At 72.3% G+C, this 25665-nt stretch carries 24 protein-coding genes; 8 read left to right on the top strand and 16 right to left on the bottom strand.

Annotated elements, in window-relative coordinates; translation table 11 throughout:
* Positions 1 to 45: 45 nt before the first annotated feature.
* Positions 46 to 1152, bottom strand: a complete 1107-nt coding sequence (locus L1785_RS04855; RefSeq protein WP_236088079.1) for a hypothetical protein — start codon at positions 1150 to 1152, stop codon at positions 46 to 48.
* Positions 1149 to 1748, bottom strand: a complete 600-nt coding sequence (locus tag L1785_RS04860; protein WP_372461785.1) for a SigE family RNA polymerase sigma factor — start codon at positions 1746 to 1748, stop codon at positions 1149 to 1151. The genes L1785_RS04855 and L1785_RS04860 overlap by 4 nt, the downstream gene beginning before the upstream one ends.
* Before the next feature lie 282 nt (positions 1749 to 2030).
* Between L1785_RS04860 and L1785_RS04865 the strand changes: the two genes are divergently transcribed.
* A complete protein-coding gene (locus L1785_RS04865; RefSeq protein ID WP_236088080.1) occupies positions 2031 to 2216 on the top strand; it encodes a hypothetical protein in 186 nt (61 codons plus the stop codon).
* A 28-nt stretch (positions 2217 to 2244) separates the two neighbouring features.
* Here L1785_RS04865 and pgm read toward each other — a convergent pair whose 3' ends face one another.
* Entirely contained in the window at positions 2245 to 3918 is a 1674-nt protein-coding gene (gene pgm / locus L1785_RS04870; protein ID WP_236088081.1) for a phosphoglucomutase (alpha-D-glucose-1,6-bisphosphate-dependent), read from the bottom strand.
* Between the two features lie 96 nt (positions 3919 to 4014).
* Here pgm and L1785_RS04875 point away from each other — a divergent pair, with 96 nt between their 5' ends.
* Positions 4015 to 4350 (top strand): rhodanese-like domain-containing protein, encoded by a 336-nt coding sequence (locus L1785_RS04875; protein ID WP_236088082.1) that lies wholly within the window; start codon positions 4015 to 4017, stop codon positions 4348 to 4350.
* Here L1785_RS04875 and L1785_RS04880 read toward each other — a convergent pair.
* Both L1785_RS04880 and L1785_RS04885 read right to left on the bottom strand, forming a co-directional pair.
* A complete protein-coding gene (locus tag L1785_RS04880; protein ID WP_236088083.1) occupies positions 4340 to 4663 on the bottom strand; it encodes a GNAT family N-acetyltransferase in 324 nt (107 codons plus the stop codon). The genes L1785_RS04875 and L1785_RS04880 overlap by 11 nt on opposite strands.
* Before the next feature lie 43 nt (positions 4664 to 4706).
* Positions 4707 to 5003, bottom strand: a complete 297-nt coding sequence (locus L1785_RS04885) for a GNAT family N-acetyltransferase (RefSeq protein ID WP_236088084.1) — start codon at positions 5001 to 5003, stop codon at positions 4707 to 4709.
* Between the two features lie 93 nt (positions 5004 to 5096).
* Here L1785_RS04885 and L1785_RS04890 point away from each other — a divergent pair, with 93 nt between their 5' ends.
* Together L1785_RS04890 and L1785_RS04895 are read left to right on the top strand one after the other, a co-directional pair.
* Entirely contained in the window at positions 5097 to 6311 is a 1215-nt protein-coding gene (locus tag L1785_RS04890; RefSeq protein WP_236088085.1) for an MFS transporter, read from the top strand.
* Positions 6312 to 6375: 64 nt separating this feature from the next.
* The gene (locus tag L1785_RS04895) at positions 6376 to 6852 is read left to right on the top strand and encodes a gluconokinase (RefSeq protein ID WP_236088207.1); all 477 of its coding nucleotides are present in this window, start codon (positions 6376 to 6378) and stop codon (positions 6850 to 6852) included.
* 3 nt (positions 6853 to 6855) lie between these two features.
* On the opposite strand, the gene L1785_RS04900 is transcribed toward L1785_RS04895, so the two are convergent.
* The 4 genes from L1785_RS04900 to L1785_RS04915 form a co-directional block, all read right to left on the bottom strand.
* Positions 6856 to 8178: an MFS transporter gene (locus tag L1785_RS04900; protein WP_236088086.1), complete on the bottom strand. Its 1323-nt coding sequence runs from the start codon at positions 8176 to 8178 to the stop codon at positions 6856 to 6858.
* A gap of 325 nt (positions 8179 to 8503) precedes the next feature.
* A complete protein-coding gene (locus tag L1785_RS04905; protein WP_236088087.1) occupies positions 8504 to 9895 on the bottom strand; it encodes a hypothetical protein in 1392 nt (463 codons plus the stop codon).
* 83 nt (positions 9896 to 9978) lie between these two features.
* Entirely contained in the window at positions 9979 to 11115 is a 1137-nt protein-coding gene (locus L1785_RS22720) for a hypothetical protein (protein WP_268914861.1), read from the bottom strand.
* Positions 11116 to 11376: 261 nt separating this feature from the next.
* Positions 11377 to 12525 (bottom strand): VIT1/CCC1 transporter family protein, encoded by a 1149-nt coding sequence (locus L1785_RS04915; RefSeq protein WP_236088088.1) that lies wholly within the window; start codon positions 12523 to 12525, stop codon positions 11377 to 11379.
* 70 nt (positions 12526 to 12595) lie between these two features.
* Between L1785_RS04915 and L1785_RS04920 the strand changes: the two genes are divergently transcribed.
* Complete coding sequence (locus tag L1785_RS04920) at positions 12596 to 13192, top strand: ribonuclease H family protein (protein WP_236088089.1); 597 nt, start codon at positions 12596 to 12598, stop codon at positions 13190 to 13192.
* 180 nt (positions 13193 to 13372) lie between these two features.
* Here the strand turns inward: L1785_RS04920 and L1785_RS04925 are convergent, their stop codons facing one another.
* From L1785_RS04925 to L1785_RS04950, 6 genes are all read right to left on the bottom strand, one after another.
* Positions 13373 to 14851 (bottom strand): class-II fumarase/aspartase family protein, encoded by a 1479-nt coding sequence (locus L1785_RS04925; RefSeq protein ID WP_236088090.1) that lies wholly within the window; start codon positions 14849 to 14851, stop codon positions 13373 to 13375.
* A gap of 85 nt (positions 14852 to 14936) precedes the next feature.
* The gene (locus tag L1785_RS04930) at positions 14937 to 15863 is read right to left on the bottom strand and encodes a carbohydrate ABC transporter permease (RefSeq protein WP_236088091.1); all 927 of its coding nucleotides are present in this window, start codon (positions 15861 to 15863) and stop codon (positions 14937 to 14939) included.
* Positions 15860 to 16849, bottom strand: coding sequence for a carbohydrate ABC transporter permease (locus tag L1785_RS23160; RefSeq protein WP_236088092.1), 990 nt, complete (start codon positions 16847 to 16849; stop codon positions 15860 to 15862). Before L1785_RS23160 ends, L1785_RS04930 begins: the two co-directional genes overlap by 4 nt.
* Entirely contained in the window at positions 16846 to 18222 is a 1377-nt protein-coding gene (locus L1785_RS04940; protein ID WP_236088093.1) for an ABC transporter substrate-binding protein, read from the bottom strand. Before L1785_RS04940 ends, L1785_RS23160 begins: the two co-directional genes overlap by 4 nt.
* Positions 18223 to 18468: 246 nt before the next feature.
* Positions 18469 to 18642, bottom strand: coding sequence for a hypothetical protein (locus L1785_RS04945; protein WP_236088094.1), 174 nt, complete (start codon positions 18640 to 18642; stop codon positions 18469 to 18471).
* A gap of 160 nt (positions 18643 to 18802) precedes the next feature.
* On the bottom strand, positions 18803 to 19471 hold the full coding sequence (locus tag L1785_RS04950) for a DsbA family oxidoreductase (RefSeq protein ID WP_236088095.1): 669 nt from the start codon (positions 19469 to 19471) through the stop codon (positions 18803 to 18805).
* Positions 19472 to 19624: 153 nt separating this feature from the next.
* Between L1785_RS04950 and L1785_RS04955 the strand changes: the two genes are divergently transcribed.
* The 3 genes from L1785_RS04955 (at position 19625) to L1785_RS04965 (ending at position 24600) form a co-directional block, all read left to right on the top strand.
* Positions 19625 to 22996 (top strand): S8 family serine peptidase, encoded by a 3372-nt coding sequence (locus tag L1785_RS04955; RefSeq protein WP_236088096.1) that lies wholly within the window; start codon positions 19625 to 19627, stop codon positions 22994 to 22996.
* Positions 22997 to 23186: 190 nt separating this feature from the next.
* Positions 23187 to 23837, top strand: coding sequence for a histidine phosphatase family protein (locus L1785_RS04960; protein ID WP_236088097.1), 651 nt, complete (start codon positions 23187 to 23189; stop codon positions 23835 to 23837).
* A gap of 232 nt (positions 23838 to 24069) precedes the next feature.
* Positions 24070 to 24600 (top strand): PH domain-containing protein, encoded by a 531-nt coding sequence (locus tag L1785_RS04965; RefSeq protein ID WP_236088098.1) that lies wholly within the window; start codon positions 24070 to 24072, stop codon positions 24598 to 24600.
* A 270-nt stretch (positions 24601 to 24870) separates the two neighbouring features.
* Here the strand turns inward: L1785_RS04965 and L1785_RS04970 are convergent, their stop codons facing one another.
* Positions 24871 to 25584 carry an MOSC domain-containing protein gene (locus L1785_RS04970; RefSeq protein ID WP_236088099.1) on the bottom strand — a complete coding sequence of 238 codons (714 nt, stop codon included), beginning with the start codon at positions 25582 to 25584 and terminating at the stop codon, positions 24871 to 24873.
* Positions 25585 to 25665: the final 81 nt, after the last annotated feature.

The raw sequence follows: 25665 nt of genomic DNA on the forward strand, positions 1-25665 counted from the left end.
GGGTAGCGGGCTAATCGATTCACGCGCGACCCGACGCCGGACCGGTCATCGACCTGGGACGTCCCACCCGTGCTGCTCGAGGTACTCGACGGCCTTGCGGAGCGACTCGTCGTTGGCCTGCTTCTGCACGTCGACGGCATCCCGGTGGTCGGCGATGAACTGGGCCTGGAGGCGGGCGTCGAGGTCTGCGAGGCGCCGCACGGTGTCGTGCTGCAGCTTGCACTGCACGTCGACGCGCGCCATGGCGATCTGCCCGTCGCGGGCGTCCCCGGGTCCCGTCCCGATCATGGCGCCCGCCGGGACGAGGCCGTTGTCTTCAGGCTCCCGCGGCGTGACGCCCTGGGCCGCGATGCACTGCTTCCACTCGTCGACAATCGCCCGACCCTCGTCCGTGAGAATCGCTCGTACCGGCTCACCGGGCCAGGAGCCGTCGTCGGGAGTCCCACCCTCCATCGCTTCCGCGACGACGGCCAACATCTCTGGGACGTACGGGACGGCCCCGGCCATGCCCGTCGCCATCATCTTGTCGTCGCAAGCCTGGTACCAGGTCAGGGACCCACTGCCGGACGGCTCGATGTGGACGTCCGCCGGTTCCGCGTCGAGCGAGAGGTAGCCGTCACGCTCGGCGTCCTCGACACGCCAGATCCCGTACACCGTGCCGTGCACCATCCGTGTCGGCTGCAGCTCGTGGAACCACACGCTGTCGCCGAACCCGGCCTCGGTGAGGCAGTTGACCATGAAGAGCTGACCGGCCGACTCACGGATCGCTTCCTCCTCGGCGCCCAGGCTGTACTCGTCCCAGGGCAGGACGATCGTCCCGGCCGCCTCGTCGATGACGGCCCTTGCCTGTGCGGGGTCCGACGGCGGGGCCGCGCTCGGGCTGGGCTCCGCCGTCGCCGGCGCCGTCGCCATGGCGGTCGCCGTCGGGCTCGTCGTCCCGGCGGGAGTGGGGGGCGGGCCCAGGAACTGTGGCGCGGCCGCCGCGGCCACCGCGGCCACCGCCCCGAGCACGCCCACGCCCGAGGCGACGCCAAGTGCCCGCGCCGCCCTCCGGCGTCGGCCCTTCGTCAGGACCGCCGTACGGTCGATGCGGACCGGGGGCACGTCTGAGGCGAGCGCCCGCATACGCTCGACCGTCTCGTCGTCGTTCATCGGTTCTCCTCAGATGTCTCGGTCAGCAGGTCGCGGAGCTGGGCGAGGCCGCGGGACGCCGCGGACTTCACGGCGCCGGCGGAGATGCCGAGGTCTGCGGCGACCTGCTGCTCGGGAAGGTCCATCAGGTAGCGGAGCACCACCACGCGGCGGCGCTGCGGGGCCAGCAGAGCGAGCGCCCGGACGAGCCGGTCACGGTCGGCGTGCGCGACGGCATGGGCGTCGGGAGTGCCGGGCGCGCGGTCCGGGACGTCGTCGGGGGCGACGAGGACCTCACGCCGACGTCGGCGCCACGTGTCGATCCGCGCGTTCGAGAGGACACGTCGGGCGTAGGCGAGCGGCTCTCCCTCGCGGGCGCGCGGCCACGCCACGTACGTGCGGACCAGCGCCTGCTGCACGAGCTCCTGCGCGCGGTGCACGTCACCCGTAAGGAGCCACGCCATCCGGGCGAGGACCGGCTCGGCGACCTGCATGAACGCGACGAACTCCGCGTCGCGTCCCCGAAGGCTGGGGTCGTGGACCGGCAGGTACTCGTCCTGGTCGGCCTCCGCGGGCCCGGGCGGCGGTTCGGCGGGCCGGTTGGCGATCACTGTCACGCGCGGAACACGCGCGCTCCCGGCTTCGGGTTGCCCGAGCCTTCCAGGTAAATTAGTTTCAACACTTCAACCTCAGCGCAAACCCACTTCACAAGTGGACGAACGTGTGCAAGAGTTTCGTTACGGCGCCGCACGATGGCACAGAGCACCACGCTCCTCGTCCTCAGGCGGCGCCGGCCAACCGGCCTCCGGCACGAGCCGGACGCATCTCGCACCACCGGACGAGAGACAGCACGACCGCACCGCCCCGACGCACCGCACCCGAGCCCCCGGAGGTCCCCCGTGACGAATCACAAGAGCCTCGCTTCCCTGTCAGCCCGGGCATCGGCGCACCGCTACACGGTGCGCGAGGTGCTGCTGCTCACCGTGCTCGGGTTCGCGGCCGTGGCGATCAGCGTGACGATCGCGCTCATGGACCCGGCAGCGGCCCTCGCGGTCCCCGAGAGCGTGCTGGAGTCGGCGCGCTGACGCCCGAGGGGCGCCAGCGCGACCGCCGTCAGGCCAGCGCCTCGCCCACCAGCTCCTTCGCCGCAGCCTGCACGCGCTCCAGGTGCGTGGCGGAGACGAACGACTCGGCGTAGATCTTGTAGACGTCCTCGGTCCCGGACGGACGGGCCGCGAACCACGCGTCCACCGTCGTCACCTTGAGGCCACCGATCTTCGCGCCGTTCCCCGGCGCAGCCACGAGCGCCTCGGTGATGTCCTGACCCGCCAGCGAGGTCGACTTCACGGCGTCTGCCGAGAGCGCACCCAGCTTCGCCTTCTCCTCGCGCGAGGCCGCCGCGTCGACGCGGGCGTACCAGCTCTCCCCGTACTTGGTCACCAGGTCGGCGTGGTGCTCCGACGGCGACCGCCCCGTCGTCGCGACGATCTCCGACGCGAGCAGGGCGAGCAGCAGGCCGTCCTTGTCGGTGGACCAGACGCGGCCGTCGCGCCGCAGGAACGACGCCCCGGCGGACTCCTCGCCGCCGAACCCGACCTCGCCCGAGAGCAGGCCGGGGACGAACCACTTGAACCCGACGGGCACCTCGAGCAGGCGGCGGCCCAGGCCGGCCGCGACCCGGTCGATCAGGGCGGAGGAGACGAGCGTCTTGCCGATCGCCGCGCCCTGGGGCCACGCGGGCCGGGCGCCGCCGAACAGGTACTGGATCGCGACGGCGAGGTAGTGGTTCGGGTTCATCAGGCCGGCGTCGGGGGTGACGATGCCGTGCCGGTCGGAGTCGGCGTCGTTCCCCGTCGCGATGTCGAACGGCGCGTCGCCCCCCGCCATGCGCTCCACCAGCGACGCCATCGCGTACGGCGACGAGCAGTCCATGCGGATCTTGCCGTCCCAGTCGAGCGTCATGAACGCCCACCGGGGGTCGACCTGCGGGTTCACCACGGTCAGGTCCAGCCCGTACCGCTCGCCGATCGCGCCCCAGTACTCCACCGCGGCCCCGCCGAGCGGGTCGGCCCCGATACGCACGCCGGCGGCCCGGATCGCCTCGAGGTCGATGACGTTGGGCAGGTCGTCCACGTACGTGGTGAGGAAGTCGTGCCGGTGTGTCGTCTCGGCGGCGAGCGCGTCCTCGAGCTTCACGCGCCGCACGGCGCCGATGCCCGTGCGCAGGATCTCGTTGGCGCGGTCGGCGATCCAGCCGGTCGCGTCCGAGTCCGCCGGACCGCCGTGCGGCGGGTTGTACTTGAAGCCGCCGTCGCGCGGCGGGTTGTGCGACGGGGTGACGACGATGCCGTCCGCCAGGCCGGGCCCCGTCAGCCGCACGCCGTCCTCCGAGGTGGCCTCGTTGTGCAGCAGGATCGACTGGGAGACGGCCGGGGTCGGGGTGTACGAGTCGCGGGCGTCCACCATCACGGTGACGTCCGCCGCGGCGAGGACCTCGAGCGCCGTCTGCCAGGCCGGCAGGGACAGGGCGTGGGTGTCGCGCCCGATGAACAGCGGCCCGTCGGTCCCCTGGGCGCGCCGGTACTCGACGATCGCCGCCGTGATCGCGACGATGTGCGCCTCGTTGAACGCACGGTCGAGCGACGAGCCGCGGTGTCCCGACGTCCCGAAGACGACCTTCTGCGCTGGGTCCTCGGGATCTGGCGAGTGGTCGTAGTAGGCGCCGACCACCTTGTCGACGTCGATGAGGTCTTCTTCGAGGGCGAGAGTCCCGGCACGAGGGTGCATAGGTCGATAGTGCCAGGAACCTCGGGCCGACGGCGACGTGCGCCCGGGAGCGACGGTGCACCCGGGGCGACGCCGTCGCCGTCGTACCCTGGACGCATGTTCCCGCCCATGCTGCCCGACGTCCCGACGGTCGACCCGGCCGAGCTCGACCCGGCCGCCCCGGTCCCCGCCGGCACCACGTTGCTGGACGTGCGGGAGCAGGACGAGTGGGACGGGGGCCACGCGCCCGGAGCCGTCCACATCCCCCTGGGCGACCTGCCCGTCCGCTACGGCGAGCTCGACCCCGACACGCAGATCCTCGTGATGTGCCACTCGGGCGCGCGCTCGGCGCGCGCGACGCAGTTCCTCAACGACGCCGTCGGCTTCGAGGCGGCGAACCTCGAAGGCGGAATCGTCGCCTGGTCCCGCGTGGGCCTGCCGGTCACGACCTGACGTCGCGTGCGCTGCTCGGATGCAGGACCAGGTCCTGCCACTCCGGGTGCCGGTTCACGTACGCGCGGATGAAGGGGCAGAGCGGCACGATCTTGTCGCCCGCCTCCCGGACCTCGCTGAGCGCGCCGACGGCGAGCTGCGAGGCGACGCCCTTGCCCTCCATCGACGGGTCCACCTCGGTGTGCGTGAAGATCACCACCCCGGGCTCGCGCTCGTAGTAGGCGCTGCCGACCACGGAGCCGTCGGCGAGCCGCGCCTCGAACCGCTCCAGGTCGGGGTTCTCGACGACCGTGATCGGGATCTCGTCAGTCATGCCGCCCATAGTTCACGCGCATGACGCCGGACGCCACCCCGGGTCACTCATCGACGAGGTTGGCATACTCCGGGTGCCGCTCGACGTACTCGGCGACGTACCAGCAGACCGGCACCACCAAGGCCCCCGCCACACGCGCGTCGTCCAGCGCCCGCCGGACGAGCGCGGCCGCGATCCCGTGACCGCGGAACGCCGGCTGGACGCGGGTGGACGGCATCACGACGACGCCGTCCTCGCGCCTGTACTCGAGCACCCCGATCACGTCCCCGTCCGTGGTGGTCGCCTCGTACCGCGAGGCCTGGGGGCGGTCGGTGATGTCGAAGTCGGCCCGGTCGGTCATCGGCCCAGGCTAGCCGCACGATGAACGCCCGGTGACCGGCCTCACCGGTTATCGGGTCGGCCTCTCGGGCCGTCCGGTGCGACACTCGAACGCGTGGCCCAGGACATCGCGCAGGCGCGCAAGAACCCGTACCTCGACGTCCTGAGCAGCCCGGGCGCGGCCGCGTTCTCGACCGCCGCCGCGATCGCCCGCATGCCGATGTCGATGATCGGGATCGGCACCGTGCTCATGGTGCAGACCCTGTACGGCTCGTACGGCATGGCGGGGCGGGTCGCCGCGGTCCTGGGGCTCGCCCAGGCGCTCGTGTCACCGCAGCTCGCGCGCTGGGTCGACCGGCGGGGCCAGCGGGTGATCCTGCTGCCCTCGCTGGGCGTCACGGCTCTAGGCCTCGCCGGCCTCGTGGTGGCGGGCGTGCTGCACGCCCCGGAGCCCGTGCTGTGGCTGTTCGCCGCGGTCGCGGGGGCGAGCCAGGGCTCGTACGGCTCGATGGTTCGTGCTCGCTGGTCCCACACGCTCCGGGATCCGCGCCGCCTGCACACCGCGTACTCGCTGGAGTCGGCTGTGGACGAGCTGGTCTACATCGCCGGGCCGATCCTCGCGACGACGCTCGCGACCGCCGTCGCGGCGCCGTCCGGCCTCGTCGTGGCGGCCGTCGCGACGGTCGGGGGCGGCCTGTGGTTCTGCTCCCTGCGCGGCACCGAGCCGCCCGTGCGCCCGGCTCCCGCCGACGCCGGCCCGCACCGCTCCGCCCTTCTGACGTCCGGGATGCCCGTGCTCCTCGTCGCGTTCGTCTCGACCGGCACGATCTTCGGGGCCACCGAGGTCGCCACGGTCGCGTTCGCGGAGGAGGAGGGCGCCAAGGCGATGGCGGGCGTCGTGCTCGCCGTGTTCGCGGCGGGCTCGCTCCTCGCGGGCCTCGCATACGGCGCACGGCACTGGGTCTCCCCCGCGACGCGCCGCTTCACGATCGGCATGGCGGCCCTCGCCGCGGGCGTCTCGCTCTTCTTCCTCGCGAACTCCCTGTGGGCCCTCGCCGCCGTCATGTTCGTGGCCGGCATGGCCATCGCGCCGACGATCATCACGGGCAACGCCCTCGTCCAGGAGCTGATGGAGCCGCACCAGCTCACCGAGGGCCTCGCCTGGATCGGCACGGCCATCGGCATCGGTGTGTCGATCGGCGCGTCCCTGGCCGGGGCCAGGGTGGACGACGCCGGAGCCCACGCGGGCTTCCTCGTCGCCATGGTCGCGGGCTGGGTCGCCGCCCTGGTGACGTTCGCTGCCGGCCGGACACTGCGCCGTCGCGCCTGACGTGGTGGGAGATGCTGTGCGGGTGGACCCCGCATCCCCGGAGAGCGTTCAGCACATCATCGTCATGGGCGTCGCAGGCTCGGGCAAGACGAGCGTGGCGAGGCTCCTCGCCGAGCGCCTCGGCGTCACGTTCGCCGAGGGTGACGCGTTCCACCCGCACGCGAACGTGACGAAGATGAGCGCCGGGATCCCGCTCACCGACGAGGACCGATGGCCCTGGCTCGAGTCGATCCGCGACTGGCTCACGGCCCGGGCGCGCGAGGGCGTGCTGACGGTGGTGCCGTGCTCGGCGCTGCGCCGGGCCTATCGCGACATCCTGCGTGGCGCCGAGGGGCGCGTCCGGTTCGTGCACCTGACCGGCACGCCGGAGCTGCTCACCGCGCGGATCGGACGGCGATCGGGCCACTTCATGCGGCCGGACATGCTCACGAGCCAGCTCGCGACGCTCGAGCCGCTCGGCGCGGACGAGGACGGTTTCGCGGTCGACGTCGAACCGCGTCCCGACGAGATCGTGGACGAGATCGTCGCCCGGCTCAGGTAGGGGTCACGGCTCCGGGTGGCGTGCGTCGTACGCCCAGAACCTCGGCGTCGTCCGCACGATCAGCCAGAGCACCACCACGCACGTGAGCCCGCCGACGACGGCCGCCCACCCCTCGCCGAACCACGCCGCCTCGGAGCCGAGCACCAGCTCACCGAGGCGCGGCCCGCCCGCGACGACCACGATGAAGACACCTTGCAGGCGGCCGCGCATGTGGTCGGGCGTGGCGGTCTGCAGCATGCTCTGCCGGAACACGGACGAGATCGCGTCGGTCCCGCCCGCGAACGCGAGCGCCACGCCGGCGGCGATGACGCCGCCGACGAGCATCTGGCTCGGCTCGGTGCGCCCTACCGCGACCAGCACGAGCCCGAACGCGGCGATAGACAGTCCCCACGCGGTGATCGCCCACACGATGACGCGGCCCTGGTGCCGCACCCCGGACAGCCCCCCGGAGAGCAGCGAGGCGAGGATGCCGCCGACGGCGAACGCCGCGGCCAGCACTCCCGTGGTGGTCTCGCCGCCGCCGAGGTAGATGACGCCGGCGGCGGGCCACAGCACCCGCGGGAACGCGAGGACCATGGCGCACAGGTCGACGAGGAACGTGGTGCGCACGTTGGGCTGGGTCGCGAGGTAGCGCAGGCCGTCCAGGACGGACCGCAGCCCGACCACCCTCCGTGTCGTCACGGCGGCGCCACCGGCCGCGCCACCGGCCTCGGCGCCCTCGGCGGGCTCCGGCGGCATGGCGGGCAGCCGCCAGACCGCCCACAGGGCGGCGCCGAAGAGCACGAGGTCGATCGTGTAGGCGACGCCGTACCCCCAGCGCGCCACGAGCACCGCGCCGAGCAGCGGCCCGCCCGTGAGCGCGACATTCATCGCGAGGGTCTGCAGCGCCATCGCGGCGGGCATGAGCGTGGCCGGCAGCAGGCGGGGGATGATCGCCGAGCGCGCCGGGTTGTTGATCGCGAAGGCAGCGCTCTGCACGGCGACCAGCCCGTAGAGCAGGTTCACGGACCCGATCCCGAGCCACGCCTGAGCCGCGATGGCGGCGGTCACCGCCCACAGCACGGCCGAGGCCGCGAGGGAGACCCGACGCCGGTCGTACGCGTCGACCAGCGCTCCGCCGTACAGCCCCAGGGCGACCAGCGGGACGAGCGAGCACAGCCCCAGCACGCCGACGGCCAGCGTCGAACCGGTCAGCGCGTACACCTGCAGCCCCACGGCGACGACGGTGAGCTGCGCCCCCAGGTTCGAGACCCCGAGGCCCCACCACAGCCGGCGGTACTCGGGCGACACCCGCAGCGGCGTGGTGTCGGCGAGCAGGCGAGGCATGGTGCCCCGACTCTACGTCGGTGCCCGACGTCGGCCGGTGAGCAACCGTTGTGATGTGCGCCTCTCCCCGGGCGTACCCGGGGAGAGGCGCCCTCCCGGTGCACGGTCTCAGGCCACCCCCCAGCGGAGTCCTGAAACCGTGCTACCGGAAGAGGAATCCGGCGGAGGCGAACGTTCCGCCCCCGTGCCGAGGCACCCCCCAGAGGTGCCTCGGCGCCCGGAGCTCCTTCTGGCGCAGGTTGCGGTGCAGGTCTCGGGCCACCCCCCAGCGGTTTCCCGGGACCGCGCCGCGCCCTACGTCAGGCGGCGTCGGGTCGTACCGCGCTCACACGCGGCACCACCGACGACGCAGCCGGAATGCCGCCAGGCCGAGGCCCAGCAGCAGTACCGCGATCGCCATGACCGGTGCCGCCCCCACGGCGCCGGTCATGGCCATCACGGCGGGCAGGCCCGCCACGGTCACGCCCGTCCGTCCGGCCGCGAGGCCGAGGACGGGGCCGCCACTGCTGACGGGGTTGGTCACGAACGACGGGTTACCGCCGGCCGTGCCGGTGCCCGGGTCGGACCCGGGGTCAGTGCCCGGGCTGGTACCCGGGTCGGTTCCGGGGTCGGTTCCGGGGTCCGTCCCCGGCGCCGAGTCCTCGAAGAGGTCGTCCAGCAGGCCGTCCGCACCGACGATCCCGCCCACGAGAGTCCGGGAAGGGAACGCTGACGCGTCGCCGAGCATCTGCTCGACGTCCTCCACGACGGCGTCCACGACGCCGTCCGTCACGCCCTCGGTGGGCTCGTCCCCACCGACGACGTCGTCGACGGTGCCGTCCTCGCCGGCCACCCCGTCGACGAGATCGGCCGTCGGCGTCCCGTCCTCGAGGGCGTCGTCCAGCACACCCTGCTCGGCGACGACGTCCTCGACCACGGCCGTCACGTCGCCCGCGGCGAGATCCTCGGTGACGCCGGAGTCACCGGCCACGTCCTGCACCAGTGCGTCGGCAACGCCGTCGGTGACGCCGTCCGTCGGCGCGTCCGGCCCGACCACGTCGTCCACCAGGCCGCCGTCGGGCAGCACGCCGTCCACCGCGTCGTCGACCGGCGACGCGTCCAGGGCGGGGTCGTCCTCGACGACGTCGTCGACCAGCCCGTTCTCACCGGCGACGTTCTCGACGGTGTCGGCCACCGGCGTGTCGCTGTTCAGCAGGTCGTCGACCGCGGTCTCGACGTCGTCCGTCAGGGCGTCGCCGACGCCGTCCGTCACGCCGTCGGTCGGCTCGTCGGACCCGACCACGTCGTCCACCAGGCCGTCCTCGGCCACGACCGCGTCGACCGTGTCGGAGACGGGTGTGCCGTCCTCCAGCACGTCGTCGACCAGCCCGTTCTCACCGGCGACGTTCTCGAGCGTGTCGTCGACGGGTGCCTCGCCACCAAGGTCGTCGATGACGGCGGCGACGTCATCCTCGAGGGCCCCGACGAGCCCGTCGGTGACACCGGCCGTCGGCGTGTCCGGGCCGACGACGTCGTCCACGAGGCCACCCTCGCCGACGACGGTGCCGACCGTCGAGCTGTCCTCCACGAGGTCGTCCACGACGCCTCCTTCATCGACCACGGTCTCGACCGTGGCCGTGACTTCTGCCTCTGCCGCGTGGGCCACTGAGGCCCCGGCGGCCACCAGGCCGCCTGTGACGAGCGCTGTCTGGAGCGCGCGTCGGACCAATGGGTACATGGGACTCTCCTGCCTTGCTACGGGTTGCCGACGGCGGATGCGGTCGGCTGCGTGACGCGCCTCAGGGGCGCGACCCGATCCCGTCAGGCAGGAGCGACGGGGACCTCGTGGAAGGTGCGAGGGTGCGCCGTCCGCGTGTCCGCGGAGGCGAGCATCCAGGAGCGAAGGACTACCAGCGCGAGGAACGCGAGCACGGCAATCTCGCTCTCGGCGGAGCGCAATGGCGAGCCACCGGCACCGGAGCCCGCTCCGCTCGTTCCAGAGGCAAGCTCGGCGCCGCCGCCGCCCAGGGCGAGCGTCTGGACGCCACCACCGGTGGGCGTGACTCTGTCGACGGTCGCGACAAGAGCCCGGACGACCGCGGTGGCCAGGAACCGGAAGACAGAGCCCTCCGCGGCGAGCACGAAGGCCGCCATGTGCACCGACGTGGTTGTCGGACCCAGCAGGCCGACGAAGAAGCCGCCGAACACGCCGCCGCCCGTCAGGATGCCGTCGTCACCCGTGAGCCCGGGCAGGTCCGGCAGAGCCGGCACGTCGAGCTCGACATCGGCCAGGATCGGGACCAACGGCTCGACGACAGGGGCCAGGGCGTTCCCGACGGGGCGAAGGATCGGGTCGAGCCCGGGGAGGACGACACCGGCGGTGTCCAGCACCGGGCGGGTCACAGGCTCCACGGCGTCGACGACCGGCGCCGCCACCCCGCCGACGACGTCAGTCACAGGGCTTGCGGCTTCTGCGACGGGCTTCACGGCCTCGGTCACCGGCATCGCCACGTCGGCCAAGGGCTTGACGGCCTCCGTCACGTCGGTCAGAGGCTTGACGGCCTCCGCCACGTCGGCCAGAGGCTTGACGGCCTCCGTCACGGGCTCTACGGCTTCAGCCACGGGCTTCGCGGCGTCCGCCACGGGCTTCGCGGCGTCCGCGAGTGGCTTCTTGGTTACCGCCGCGAACGTGGTCGCCTGCTCCACGACCGGCTCAACCGGCGCGGCGGCCGGCTCAACCGGCTCCACGGCCGGCTCCACCACGGCGTCGACCACCTGGGTCACCGCGCCCGCCGTGTCGCCCAACAGGTCGTCGACGCCGCCGAGCGCGGAGGCAGAGGACGCGAGCCCGACGCCGCCCGCGAGACCGCAGGCCGTCAGGGCCGAGGCGCCGAGAGCGCGCAGGACCCAGCGTCGGAGGCGAGAAGCCCCCTGCGCACGGTCCGCGTCGCTCGTCATTGCCTTGCTCCTTCTGAAACGTCACGTAGGACAGGACCCAATCTGCGCCGCGCCGCTACGACACGCAACAGGTGAAAAGCAGTCCGCGCCGCGAAAACGTGCTGACCTGCGGGTGGCGCACGGGATTTCACCCGCGACACGTCGCACTGTCCCGGATTCGTTCCACTCTGTGAACACAAGGCCACCATTCGGAACACCGCGAAAGGGACAAAGTCCGAGGGCGGCATCGTCGTCAGGCAGCGAATGACGCCGGAACCGACCTCAGACGGTTGCGCCGAAAGCCAGTCCGAGGGCGTACGTGACGGCCGCCGCGCCGAAGCCGATGGCGAGCTGGCGCACGGCCCGCGTCAATGGCGACGCGCCCGACAGGAGGCCCACGATGGCCCCCGTGACGCACAGCGCGACGCCGACCAGGACTGCGGCGACGGCGACCGCCGCGCCCCCTTCGAGCCCGAGCAGGTAGGGGAGCACGGGCACCAGGGCACCCGAGGCGAAGAAGCAGAAGCTCGACCATGCCGCGCCCCACGCCGTGCCGAGCGTCTCGTGGTCGTCGGGCTCGTAGGCCGTGCCTGCGCGGTCCTCCAGGGTGCCCTCCGGCGACTCCGCGGCTCCGTGCGCCGCGAACCTCCCGAGCACCTCGTCCGCGTGCGCCTGCGCCTCCGGCGCGGACAGGCCGCGCGCCCGGTACACGAGCGCGAGCTCGTTGGCGTCGACGTCCAGGTGCGGGAGGGCTGCGTCGGCGTCCGCCGACGGTGTCGACGCCTCGACGAGCTCCCGCTGCGACCGGACCGACACGTACTCGCCGGCCCCCATCGACAGCGCCCCCGACAGCAGGCCCGCGAGCCCCGTGAGCAGGACGACGGTGCTCGACGCCCCCGACGCGCCGATGCCGAGCACCAGCGCGAGGTTGGACACGAGGCCGTCGTTCGCCCCGAAGACCGCGGCGCGGAACGTGCCCGAGAGACGGTTGCGACCCCGCGTCGCGAGCCCGCGCACGACCTCCTCGTGGATCTGCTCGTCCGCCGCCATCGTCGCGGTGGCGTCGGCGTCGGTCCCGTAGGCCGAGCGCGCCTCGGCGCGCTGCGCGAGCGCAAGAACGAACACGCCTCCGAACCGGCGGGCCAGCCAGCCGAGGGCCAGGGTCCGCGGGTCGCCTCGGAGCGGCCGGCCGGCGTCGTCGCCCAGGAGGTCGAGCCAGTGCCGCTCGTGCCTCTTCTCCGCCTCCGCGAGCGCCAGCAGGATCTCCCGCTCCTCTCCCGTGCGACGGCTCGCGAGGTCGCGGTAGGTCGCTGCCTCGGCCCGCTCGTCGGCCAGGTACCGGCGCCAACGACGCACGTCCCGGGGCGTGCGGCGCCGGGCCGGGTGCTGACCGGCGGCGCGCTGCGCGGGGGTGAGTGGGGTCGCTGCCATGCCGTCATGATCCCAACTGGCGCCGCTCCGCGGGTTTCGTGTGTCCGAACAGGCTGTCACGGGATGCACAATGGACGCCGTGATCATTGTCAGCACCGACGGATCGTGCCTGCGCAACCCGGGCGGCGCGATCGGCTGGGCGTGGATCAACCACGACGGCGGTCGGTTCGACTCGGGCGGGGCCTTCTCTGGCACCAACCAGATCGCCGAGCTCACGGCGCTGCTGCGCGCCATCGAGGCGCACCCGGGCGCCGACCCGCTGTTGATCGAGTCCGACTCCCAGTACGCCATCCGTTGCGCGTCGGAGTGGGTCGCGGGATGGAAGCGCAAGGGCTGGCGCACCGCCTCGGGCGAGCCGGTCAAGAACCTCGAGCTCGTCCAGTCCATCGACCGCGCGATCGCCGGGCGCGAGGGACCGGTCCGGTTCCACTGGGTCAGGGGGCACGTCGGCAACCCGTTCAACGAGCGCGCCGACCAGCTGGCGGGCTTCGCCGCCCGGGAGTGGGCCGCGGGCCGCGGCGACGTCGACGACGTCCTGGTCGGGGACCTCGAACCCAAGGCGCCCGGCGCCGTGCGGCCGGAACGCGAAACCCCCGCTCGCTCGGGCTCGGCCCGGGCGGCGGGGGCGGGTGTCGCGGCATGGGAGTCGGCGACGCTCTTCGACTGAGCCGGAGGTGCAGCGCAGGGTGGGGGCCGAGGAACGAGGCACCCGCCCGCAGCGGAACCGCAGGCTCAGGCGATCGACAATGTCGACTGAGCCGGAGGTGCAGCGCAGGGTGGGGGCCGAGGAACGAGGCACCCGCCCGCAGCGGAACCGCAGGCTCAGGCGAACGACAACACGACTGAGCTACGCCGAGAGCAGCACCTTCTCGTCCGCCACCTCGGTCGCGGCGACCAGGTCGGCGCCGGCCGGTTCCACCGGGACGGGGACGTCGGCGGCCACGGCGACGCGTGCGGCGTCGGGCACCGGGGCGGGGCGGCGGGCCGGAGCCACCGCGGGGATCTGCAGGCGGTCCGCGACGGCGCGGGCATGCTGCGCCATGGCCGTCGCGATGGCGATGCTCTCCCCGAGGTAGTGGGTCGGGTCGAGGAGGCGGCGGATCTCTGCCTCGCTGAAGTGGGCGGCGACGACCTCGTCCGCGACGAGCAGGTCGAGGAACGGAGCGTCGCGACGGGCCGACTCCTGCGCCACGTCGAACACGATCTCGTGCGCCTTCTGCCGGCCGATGCGCTCGCCGAGCTCCATCATCAGCGACTCTGACCCGATGAGGCCCTCGGACAGGGCGAGGTTCGCGCGCATGCGCTGCTCGTCCAGCTCGAGGCCGTCGAGGATCACGACGAGCCGCGTGAGGATGTCGCCGGCCATGACCGAAGCCTGCGCGACGACGTCCTCCAGGAGGGCCGTCATCGCGCCGTTGGCCTCGTGGTCGTGCAGCATCGACTCGAGGGCCGGACCGGCGAGCGCCCGGAGCTGGGCGCTGGAGGAGATGACGTCGAGGGCGAGCTGCGGGTTGCGCTTGTGCGGCATGGTCGAGCTGCCGACCGTGCCGTACGGGATGGGCTCGAACGCCTCACCGAACTCCGGCTGCATGAGCGAGTAGATGTCCTTGCCGATCTTGCCGGCGGTGCCGGCCAGGAGCCCGAGGACGAGCACGAGCTCGACGATGCCGTCGTTGATCGCGCGAGACGGGACCGGCATCTCCTTCAGGCCAAGGCGCTCGGCGACGCCGCGCTCCACGTCGCGGCCCGCCGGGCCGAACGACGCGAACGTGCCGACCGCGCCGCCCATCAGGACGCGGAACAGCCGGTCCTCGAGGCGCTCGAGCCGGTCGACGTGCGCCGTCGTCTCGTCGATCCAGACGGCCACCTTGAAGCCGAACGTGATCGGCACGGCGTGCTGGCTGTGCGTGCGGCCGGCCATCGGGATCGCGGCCGCGGAGTCGGCCTGCTTGGACATCGCCCGCAGCACCTGCGCGAGGAGCCGCTTGATCTCCCGGTGCGCGTCACGAAGCACCAGCATGTCCGCCGTCTGCGTGATGTTCTGCGTCGTGGCGCCCCAGTGGACCCAGCCACCGTGCTCTCGGCCCACAACCCGGGCGAACTCCTCGATGAGCGGCACGAGCGGGTGGCTGGCCGCGGCGGTCGCGGCTGCCACCCGGGCGAGGTCGAGCTTGTCGAGCTGGGCGGCGGCGGCGATCGCCTCGCCGGCCGGGACGGGGATCAACCCGACCTCGGCCTCAGCCTGTGCGAGTGCGGCCTCCACGTCGAGGCGCGCCTGGAATCGGTTCTCGACGCTGAACAGACGTGCGATGCCTGCGTCGGGCACGCGTCCGTCGGTGAAGTGTCGAAACGATTCGGTATTCATTCGTGGGGTCCCCTGGTAGACATTTTCGTTGTCGGTGCGTGGTGGGTCAGCCCTTCTCCGCACCGGAGGTGAGGCCGCCGGCGAGAAACCTCTCCGAGGCGAAGAAGATTGCCACCACCGGCACCGTCAGCACAATCGACCCTGCCATGAGAGTCGCCGGTGGCGTCTCCAGCGCGTTGGTCAGCTGCGCCAGGCCGAGCGACACGGTCCACACGTCCCGGTCCTCCACGAGGAACAGGAGGGCGAACAGGAACTCGTTCCACGCGATCATGAACACGAACAGCGCGTTCGAGACGATCGCCGGCAAGGACAGTGGCAGGGTGATGCGTCTGATGATGCCGAGCCGGCCCAGGCCATCAAGGGCTGCCGCCTCCTCCAGCGCGACCGGCACGGTTCGAAAATAGTTCCGCAGCATGAAGATCGCGACCGCAACTGTCTGTGAGACGTAAACCACAACGAGCACCGCAATATTCCCGCGGAGGCCCATCCGGGTGAATGCCACGAAGAGCGGGACGGCGAGAAGGATTCCCGGAAACAGGTACACGGCAAGGAAAAGGGCACTGATCTGGCGCCGTCCGAGGAACTCCAGCCGGCTCACCGCGTACGACGCCGGCACCGCCACGAGGAGCGTCACCGCGACCGTCGAGACCGCGATCAGGGCACTGTTCAGCATGAGGTTCGCGAAGTCCTGTCCGCCCCTCTCGTAGGGGAGCAGGACGTCGACGTAGGCGTCGAGCCGCACCTCGTCGAGGTTGGGCCAGAAGCGCGCCGGGTCCCTCTGGAGCGAGGCGATGTCGCGCGTCGAGAGCACCCCGACGTACAGGAACGGGAACACGGCGACGAGGAGCAGGGCCCCGATCACGACCCGCCGGAGCACCCCGAGGGCGCGCAGCTCGAGGTCGTTGCGAGACCAGCGGGTGAATTCTCGATTCACCCGCTGCGGTCTCGCCAGATGAGACGTGGTCTCGCTCATGACTCTCCTCCGCGCCGTCCGACGAGCCTCAGATAGACGGTGATCAGCACCGCGAGGATCAGCGCCAGCAGCAAGGCCTGCGCAGACGCCGCGCCGATGTCGCCGCGCCCGACGAGCGCCGTGTAGACGCCGACGCTCACGACCTGCGTGCCCGCCCGGCCCTCGGTCAGCAGGTACACGTCGTCGAAGTTGTTGAACGTCCAGATGAACCGCAGCACGGTCAGCACCGCGACGATCGGCAGGAGCTGCGGCCACACGATGTACCGGAAGGACTGCGTCGGCGTGGCGCCGTCCACGCGGGCCGCCTCCTCGATGTCCGCCGGCATCGCCTCGAGCCGCGCGGTGAGGAACAGGAACGCGAACGGGAAGGTGCGCCACATCTCGAACGCGATCACTGTCGTCAGGGCGACCGGCACGGTGAGCTCAAGCCCGAAGATCCCCACCGGGGCGGACCGCTGGGTCAGGAACGACACCGGCCGCTCCCAGCCGAGCAACGCCTGGCCCCACGCGTTGACGAGCCCGTACTGCGGGTTGAGCAGGGTGCGCCAGGCGAAGGTCGTCGCCACGATCGGTGCGACGTAGGGCAGGAGCAGCAGCGCCCGCACCAGGCCGCGCCCCCGGAAGGGACGGCGCAGCGCCAGCGCCGCCACGAGACCGACGGCGACCGCCCCCGCCGTTCCGATCACCGAGTACGCGAACGTCGCGCCGAGCGACTCCCACAGGCGCGGCGAGGTGACCACCTCGACGATCGAGTCGAGCGTGAAGTCGCCGAACAGCGGCGCCCGCGCGATCTCGACGAGCCGCAGGTCCTTGAACGCCAGGACCAGCGACCACAGGATCGGCGCCACGACGAGCACCAGCACGACCACGACGCTCGGCAGCACCAGCCCGACACCGGCGCGGGCGTCCGCCCGGGCGAGCGGCCCGCGAGGCGGGGTGCGCACCCGGGTGGGCGGCCGACGTCGGACAGCCGCCTGGAGCCTCACCCCAGCGACTCCTGGATCTCGCGGACCTGGTCCGCGGCCTGCTGTGCCGCCTCCTCGGGCGTGACCGCGTCGGTGAGCATGTCGTTCATCGCGTTCTCCACCGGCAGCTCGCCGAGCATCGCGCCGAGGAGCTCGGCGTGGCCCTGCCGGACCGCCCACCACAGGACGTCGCCCTGCGGGTCCGTGAGCGCGTCGAGGACCTCGGGCGGGTAGAAGTCGGCGAGGGTCTGCTGCTTGACCGTGCCGATCGGGAGCTGCGACCACCCGTCGATGTACTCCGTCGGGTTCTCGGCGGTGCCGAGGCGGTCCGGGACCTTGCCCTCGGGCGCCATCGACAGCACGTCGAGGTAGCGGTCGCTCATCGCGTACGTGACGAAGTCGGCGGCCTCGGGGTCTGCCGTGACCGTGATCGCCCAGTCGCTCTGCATGCGGAACTGGCCCCGGACCTCGCCGTCGGCCCCGCCGATGTCCGCGACCACGCCCGTGTTCTTCGCGAGATAGGCAGGGTCCGCGGCGCACTCGGTGCAGCTGGGCACGAAGTTCTCGTGCTGCCCGGCGAGCTCGTCGAGCAGGTAGGAGGAGTACATCGCCATCGCCGTCTGGCCCGAGAGGTACGCGGCGCGCACCGCGTCCCAGTCCTGCTCGCCGGCGAACGAGTGCTCCGTGATGAGCTCGTCGTAGTAGCCGAACGACTCGACGCACTCAGGGGAGTCGAGCGTGACCGTGCCGTCCTCCTGGACGAGCTCGCAGCCGTTCGCGAGCGCGAGGCCCTGGAAGTCACCCTGTTCCGTCGTGAAGCCGGCGAACGGCGTGACGTCCGTGCCCTGCAGGGACTCGGCCGCCGCCATGATGCTGTCGTAGTCCGTCGGTGCGTCCAGGCCCGCCGCCTCGAAGAGGTCCGTGCGGTAGAACAGGACCGTCGGGTAGGAGTCGCTGGGGACGGCCAGGAGCGTGTCGTCCACCGTCGCCAGATCGAGCGCGGCGGGGTTGAAGGTCTCCGCGCCCAGCCCGTCGACGATCTCCCGGGGCGCCTCGGTGTCCAGCAGCTCGTTCGCCGCCATCGCGCCGACGCCGTCGAGGCCGAGCGCGGCCATCACGTCCGGCAGGTCGCCCGACGCCGCCGACGAGACGAGCAGCGCGTTGAACTGGGCCGCGTCGACCGGGACGACCTCGGTCTCGACGCCGGCGTCGGCGCCGAAGTCGGCCGCGATGTCCTCGAGGATCGCGACGCGGTCCGGGTTGTCCTCGAGCGTCCAGACGGTGAGGGTGCCGTCGCCCTCCGCGCCGTTCTCAGCCCCGCCGCCGCAGGCGGCGAGACCCGCCGCCGCGAGCGCGACCACCCCCGCTACACCAACAGTTCGAAAAGATCTCATCACGTCACACTCCCCCTAGAGTTACGGATGCCCCTTCCGAGGGTAGACGGCCTTGGGTGAATCGGGAGGTATGACACCCGTGCACGCGTGACCGGGGCAAGCAGAAGGCGGGTGCCCGACGCCGGGCACCCGCCTTCGCACTCCATGTCGCCGGGGCGTCGGTCGGTACTGTCTGTCGCCTGAGCCTGCGGTTCTCCGGGCGAGAGACCTCGTTCCTCGGCCCTCACCCTGCGCTGCACCTACGGCTCAGTCGGGGATCGCGCACACCCCGTCGACGCACGCCGGGCCGTCCTCGCCGACCAGCTTCAGGTGCGGCACGTCCGCGTGAGGCGCGGCGGCCTCCGCGGCGCTCATGCTCACCAGCTGGGTCCGGCGGGGGTTGGCGATCGAGCGGTACTGGCTCTCATGGACGTCCGTCATGGTGCCCTCCTCCGGGGGTAACGGTCTCGGCTGCGATGCTCGTAGAAGCCACAACGCTGTGGATGGTCTGCAAGTTTCCGTGATACCCCGTCGCAAAGTCCACGGATCAAGATGTGAGATGTGTCCCACTCGGGCATTTCGCCCGGCAGGCCACCCTCGCTCAGACCGCGGCACGCTCCGCGAGCGCCTGGTCCAGCGCCTGCACGAAGAGAGCCGGGTCCTGCGCCCCCGAGATCCCGTACTTCTCGTCCAGGACGAAGAACGGCACGCCGTTGATCCCGTAGGCACGCGCCTGCGCGATGTCCGCGGCGACGTCGTCGGCGTACCGGCCGTCCTCCAGCGCCGCGAGCACCTCGTCCCGGTCGAGACCCACCTCGGCGGCGAGGTCGGCGAGCTCCTCGGCGTGACCGACGTGGCGGCCGTCCGTGAAGTACGCCTTGAGCAGCCGCTCCTTCATCTCGTACTGCTTGCCGTGCGCCTTGGCGTGGTGCAGCAGCTCGTGCGCCTTGAGGGTCTTGGTGTGGCGGACGTCGTCGGTACGGAACTCCACGCCCTCCGCGGCAGCGAGCGCCGCCACGTGGTCCTGCATCTGCCGTGCCTGCGCGAGCGGGATGCGCTTGTGGCCGGCGAGGAAGTCGGTGACGGTGCCCTCGAAGTCGACCGGCGTGTCCGGCGAGAGCTCGAACGAGTGGTATTCGATCTCGACCTTCGGCGCCGAGCCGTCGCGTTCCGCGATCTGCTCCAGCGCGGACTCGAAGCGGCGCTTGCCGATGTAGCACCAGGGGCACGCGACGTCGGACCAGATGTCGACCTTCAGGGTTTCGCTCACGGGGAAGCCAACCACGGGCGCAACGCCAGGATTCCCGGCACTCGCCACGTTCTGGACGGGCGAATCACAAACGTGATGGAACGTTTCACGCCCGGTGCTCGTGGAGGCGATTGGCGGCACATGCCGCTCGCACCCCGACGAAGGGATGAACCGATGCGCACCAGAGCAGGTGCTGCAGCAGCGATCGCCACAGCGATCGTGCTGGGCGGAGGGACGTGGAGCGCCGTCGCGGCGCCGGACACGGGCCAGGAGCCCGCGCCCGGCCACACGGCGACCAGGACGACGGCGACGACCGCGACCGTCACGTTGCTGACCGGCGACCGGGTCACGGTCACCGAGCAGGCGGACGGGCGGACGGCGGTCGCGGTTCTCCGGGGGCCGGGCCGCGAGGGAATCGCGTTCCAGCAGTACACCGACGGCGACCACCTGTACGTGGTGCCCCTCGACGTGGCAGACCTCGTCCCCACGCGGCTCGACCGGGCGCTGTTCGACGTGACCGGGCTCGTCGCGGCCGGGTACGACGACGCCTCGCGGTCCACCCTGCCCGTCATCGTCCAGTCGGCCGGGACGCCGTCCGGCAGCGTCGCCGACGGCGCCCGGGCCGGGGGCTCCGGCGGCAAGGCCGACTGGGCCGCGGCGGGCCTCTCGCCGGACCGGACACTGGAGTCGGTCGGCGCGGTCGCGGACGGCCTGCCGAAGGGCCGGGCGACGAAGCTGCTGGCGGCGCTGGAGGCGCCGGCGGCCGCGGGCACGGCGCCCGCGATCGACCGCGTGTGGCTCGACGCCCCCGTCCGCTCGCTCGACGCCGACTCCATGCCGCAGATCGGCGCGCCCGAGGCGTGGGCGGCCGGGTACACGGGCGAGGGCGTCACGGTGGCCGTGCTCGACACCGGCATCGATGCCACGCACCCCGACCTGGACGACGTCGTCGTGGGCGAGCGCGACTTCACGGGCAAGGGCAGTGTCGTGGACGGCCAGGGGCACGGCTCGCACGTCGCCTCGATCCTCGCGGGCTCCGGCGACGCGTCGGACGGGGTGAACCAGGGTGTCGCCCCGGACGCCGGCCTCTTGGTCGGCAAGGTCCTGGACGACGGCGGGTCCGGCGAGATGTCGTGGGTCATCGAGGGGATGGAGTGGGCCGCGTCGTCGGGTGCGGACATCGTGAGCATGTCGCTCGGCGCCTCGGAGTACACGGACGGCACCGACCCTGCAGCCCGCGCGGTCGACGCCCTCAGCGCCGAGTACGGCACGCTCTTCGTCATCGCGGCCGGCAACGCCTCCGAGCACGGCACCATCGGAACGCCCGGATCCGCGTCGTCAGCGCTGACCGTCGGCGCGGTGGACGACGCGGACCAGGTCACGGACTTCTCGAGCCGGGGCCCGCGCGCCGGGGACCACGCGATCAAGCCGGACGTCACCGCCCCCGGTGACGGCATCGTCGCGGCCCGGGCCGCGGGCACCACGCTCGGCGACGTCGTGGACGACTCCTACGTCGCCGCGAGCGGCACCTCGATGGCGACGCCGCACGTCGCGGGCGCGGCCGCCGTGCTCAGGCAGGCTCGCCCCGAGCTGACCGGCCCGGAGCTGAAGGCCGTCCTCATGGGATCTGCGCAGCCCACCGGCGGCACGGTCTGGGACGAGGGCGCCGGGCGGATCCTCCTCCCGTCCGCGCTCGCTCATCAGGTCACCACGAACCCCGCCTCGCTGTCGCTCGGCGCGTTCACGTTCCCGCACGAGAGCGTCTCCGCGGGCACAGTCACGTACACCAACCCGACGGCCGACGACGTCACGCTCGCGCTCTCGATCGACGTCACCGACCAGGAGGGCGCGCCGCTCGAGGGCGCCGTCACGCTGTCCGCGGACTCCGTGACGATCCCGGCCGGCGGCACCGCCACGGTCGACGTCACGGTCGACCAGGGTCCGGGCGCTCTCGGCCGGTACAGCGGCGCACTCGTCGCGACGGGCGCGGACGGCTCAACGGTGCGCACCGCCGTCGGCTGGTACAAGGAGCCGGAACTGTTCGACCTGACCCTGCGGGCGACGGGTCGCGACGGGCAGCCGCACACGGGCGTGTCCTTGGCCACCGTGATGAACGCTGACGACGCCGGCGCGTACGGCGAGTTCCTCTTCCTCGAGGGCAGCGAGACCACGGTCCGCGTCCCTGCCGGGACATACTCCGTCGCGGGCTACCTCCTGACGGAGGGGGAGGAGCTCGGCCTCACAGAGGCGACCGCGGCGCTCGAGCCCGAGCTCACGGTCACGGACGACACCACCGTGGAGCTCGACGCGCGCCAGGCGCTGCCCGTCTCGGTGACCACGCCGCGACGGACGGACCAGCTGGCCGTCAGCCTCACCGACCAGCGAGGCGACACGCTCGGCAACAGCGTCGGCAGCACGATCATGCTCGAAGGCGAGCTGCCCGTCTTCGTCACGCCCACCGAACCTGTGACGACGGGCACCTTCTCCTTCGTCAACCAGTTCACCCTCGCCGAGCCCGTCGGTGCGGGCGAAGTCCCCTCCTACACCTACGACCTGCTCTTCCACCAGGAGACCGCCATGCAGCGCACGAGGTTCCGCGCCGACGCGTCCAACACCGCGGTGGCGACGGTCCGGTACTCGGCCCCGGGGCCGGAGGCCCAGCTGGACACCGTGCGGCCGGGCTGGGCGCCCGGCCACTTCTTCGCCATCGCGCTGGGCTACCCGGTCGAGCCGGGGACCGAGCGGACCGAGTACCTCAGCACCGGCGGCGTCCTGTGGGGTCACGACGTCGCGGTCATGGACGACGTTGACCTGCAGGGCTTCCTCGTCGGCGAGACGGTCGTCCCCCTTCCCCGGGAGAGGCTCGCCGAGAGGTTCGGCGGCGCGGTGCTCAGCACCCGGCTGGGCACGGGCGGCGTGGTCGTCCAAGCCGGCAGCACCCTCTTCGCGGGCATGAGCGCGTGGTCCGACGGCGGGGGCAACGGGTGGCTCGGCTTCGAGCCCGAAACCCGCCTCGACGTCTGGCAGGACGGCGAGCACGTCGGGGAGAGCGCCGAGGGCTACGTCGAGCTCGCCGTGCCCGACGGCGGTGCCCACTACCGCCTCGCCGTCGCCGGGGAGCGCGAGACCCCCTGGTGGGCGTTGTCCACCGGCGTGAGCACGGAGTGGGAGTTCACCGCCGCGCCCGTCGCCGAGGAAGAATTCTCCTACCTCCCGCTCCTGGACGTCGCCTACGAGATCGAGGACCTGACACTCGACAGCACGGCGCCCCGGAACGCCGAGGTCACGCTCCGCGTCTCGCACCAGACGGACCCTGCGTCCGACGGCGCGGCCGGTGCGGCGGTCGAGGGGGCCCGCCTCTGGTGGTCCGCCGACGACGGCGCCACGTGGCACGCCGCCGCGGTGTCCGCCACGGGTGACGGCACCTACACCGCGAAGGTCGCGGCACCGAAGGGCACGTCGCACGTCTCGCTCAAGGTCGAGGCCCGGGACGCCGCCGGTAGCACCATCAAGCAGACGGTGGTCCGGGCGTACAAGGTGGGCTGACGCTCTACCAACGGACGCCGGGCGGCGCCGAATGAGGACGTGCCGAGGATGTTGTGGCGCCAGGCTTGATGGGCCTGGCGGGAGGCCGCGAGGAACGAGCGGCCGGATGGTCGCCTGGCGCCACGACATCCTCGGGACGTCCTGTACCCGGCCCGTGGCGCCGGCCAGGCGACTCCGCCATGCTCGGACCATGCCGTTGACCCCCACCGCGGATCCCCAGCTCGTCCTGCTCCGCCACGGCGAGACCGAGTGGAGCGCGTCCGGGCAGCACACCGGGCGCACCGACATCCCCCTGACCGCAGCGGGCGAGGTGCAGGCCCGCGCGGCCGGTGCGACGCTCGCCGGATACGACTTCGCCGCCGTGCTCACCAGCCCCCTCGGCCGGGCGCGGCGGACCGCCGAGCTTGCCGGGCATCCGGGCGCCGTCGTGGACGAGGACCTCGCGGAGTGGGACTACGGGCCTGTCGACGGGCGCACCGCGCGTGAGGTCAGCGAGACCCTCGGGCGCGAGTTCCTCATCTTCGAGGACGGGGTGCGGATCCTGCCGCCCACCCCCGAGCACGGCGGCGGACGCCAGGGCGAGACGCTCGACGAGGTCGCGGCTCGCGCGGCGCGCGTCGTGCAGCGGGCCGAGGACACGCTGCGGCAGGGCGGGAATGTGCTCGTCGTGTCGCACGGGCACCTGCTGCGCGTGCTCGTCACGGCCTGGCTCGACGTCGACCCCCGGCTCGGCTCGCGGTTCGAGCTCGGCACCGCCGCGATCTCCCTGCTCGGGTACGGGCACCACCTGCGGACCGTGGAGGGCTGGAACCTCCCGCCGGACCACGCCCGCCCCGCCTGACGCGCGCCTCCCGCGAGGGTCCAGGCAGACCGGGGCGGCGGAAGCCGTACGAACCCTGACGCGCGCCTCCCGCGAGGGTCCAGGCAGACCAAGGTGGCGGAAGCTGTAAGAACCCTGACGCGCGCCTCCCGCGAGGGTCCAGGCAGACCGAGGTGGCGGAAGCTGTAAGAACCCTGAAGACACTGCCCGACCCGTCCCCGAAATTCCTGCGGCGGCATGGCAGCATGCACGCATGGCCATGCGGGAAGAGCACCTCGCCGACGGCGAGACCGTCGTGATGTCGCTGCGCACCCACCCCAAGGCGGTGCTACGCCCGGTGTTCCTGCTGGTGCTGCTGGTCGCCGTCGTGGTGGCGGTGTGGAACGTGCCCCTCGGGCTGCCCGCGATGCTGCTCTGGTTCGTGACCGCCGTCGTGGTGGTGCTCCTGCTCGCCGCCGTGCTGCCGCCGTACCTGCGCTGGCTCACCACCACGTACGTGATCACCAACCAGCGGGTCGCGCTGCGCACCGGCGTGCTCACGCAGTCGGGGCGGGACATCCCGCTCTACCGCATCAACAACGTCACCTTCGAGAAGCAGCTCAGCGACCGCTTCTTCGGCTGCGGCACGCTCGTCGTCTCGGACGGCACAGACCAGCCGGGCATGGTGCTGCACGACGTTCCCGACGTCGAGCGGGTGCAGCGCCGGCTCCAGGAGCTGGTGCACCGCGGCGACGACGGGTCCGACAACGGCGAGTTCCCGCCGAACGAGCCGCGCCGGATCTGATCAGTCGACATTGTCGATCGCCCGAGCCTGCGGTTCCGCTGCGGGCGAGTGCCTCGTTCCTCGGCCCTCACCCTGCACTGCACCTCGGGCTCAGTCGACGTTGTCGATCGCCGGAGCCTGCGGTTCCGCTCCGGGCGAGTGCCTCGTTCCTCGGCCCTCACCCTGCACTGCACCTCCGGCTCAGTCGACGTTGTCGATCGCCGGAGCCTGCGGTTCCGCTCCGGGCGAGTGCCTCGTTCCTCGGCCCTCACCCTGCACTGCACCTCCGGCTCAGTCGACGACCGAGCGGCCCGCGGCCTGCTCGGCGCGCCGCAGCATGTCGCTGCTCAGGGTGATGTCGCCCGTCGCGTGCGCCGACAGGAGCCGCTTCGCCAGGACCTCCAGGGCGTCCACGTCGGCGAGGCCGCGATCGTCCGGGCCCGGGTCGGCGCTGCCGCGCGCCAGACCGAAGCGCGCCGCGAACCAGTCGCGCACCGTGACGCCGTGCTCGGGGCGCACCAGTACCTCGACCGCGTCGCCTGCACCGATCTCGCCGCTGCGGACCACACGCAGGTAGGCGCCCGTGCGGTTCGCGCGCGTGAATCGGAGCACCCACTGCTTCTCGCCGAGGCGCCGGGCGAATGTCTGGCAGGGGACGCGCGGCTGGGTCACCTCGAGCACTGCCGTGCCGACCGACCACCGCTCGCCGATCACCGCGCCGTCGACGTCCACGCCGCTCGTGCGGAGGTTCTCCCCGAACAGGCCCGGCGTGACCTCATGTCCGAGCTCGGCGGCCCAGAAGTCCGCGTCCTCCTGTGCGTAGGCGTAGACCGCCTGGTCGGTGCCGCCGTGGTTCGCACGGTCGGCCTGCACGTCCGCGTACAGGCCGAGCGGCAGGACCTTGACGCGGCCGTCGACCGGCCGCTTGTCGATCGCGGTGATCCCGACCGTCCCGGCGTCGGCGTGCAGCTGATGAACCCGGCAGACCGCAACAAGCTCTCCCATGACTCCATCCTGCCAGGGTGAGGCGGACCACTGACATCAGGTCAGCAAGTGGAGCCCGGTTCCCGTTATCGTTGGACCTGG

The organism is Antribacter soli (assembly GCF_021568775.1).
GTDB lineage: Bacteria > Actinomycetota > Actinomycetes > Actinomycetales > Cellulomonadaceae > Antribacter > Antribacter soli.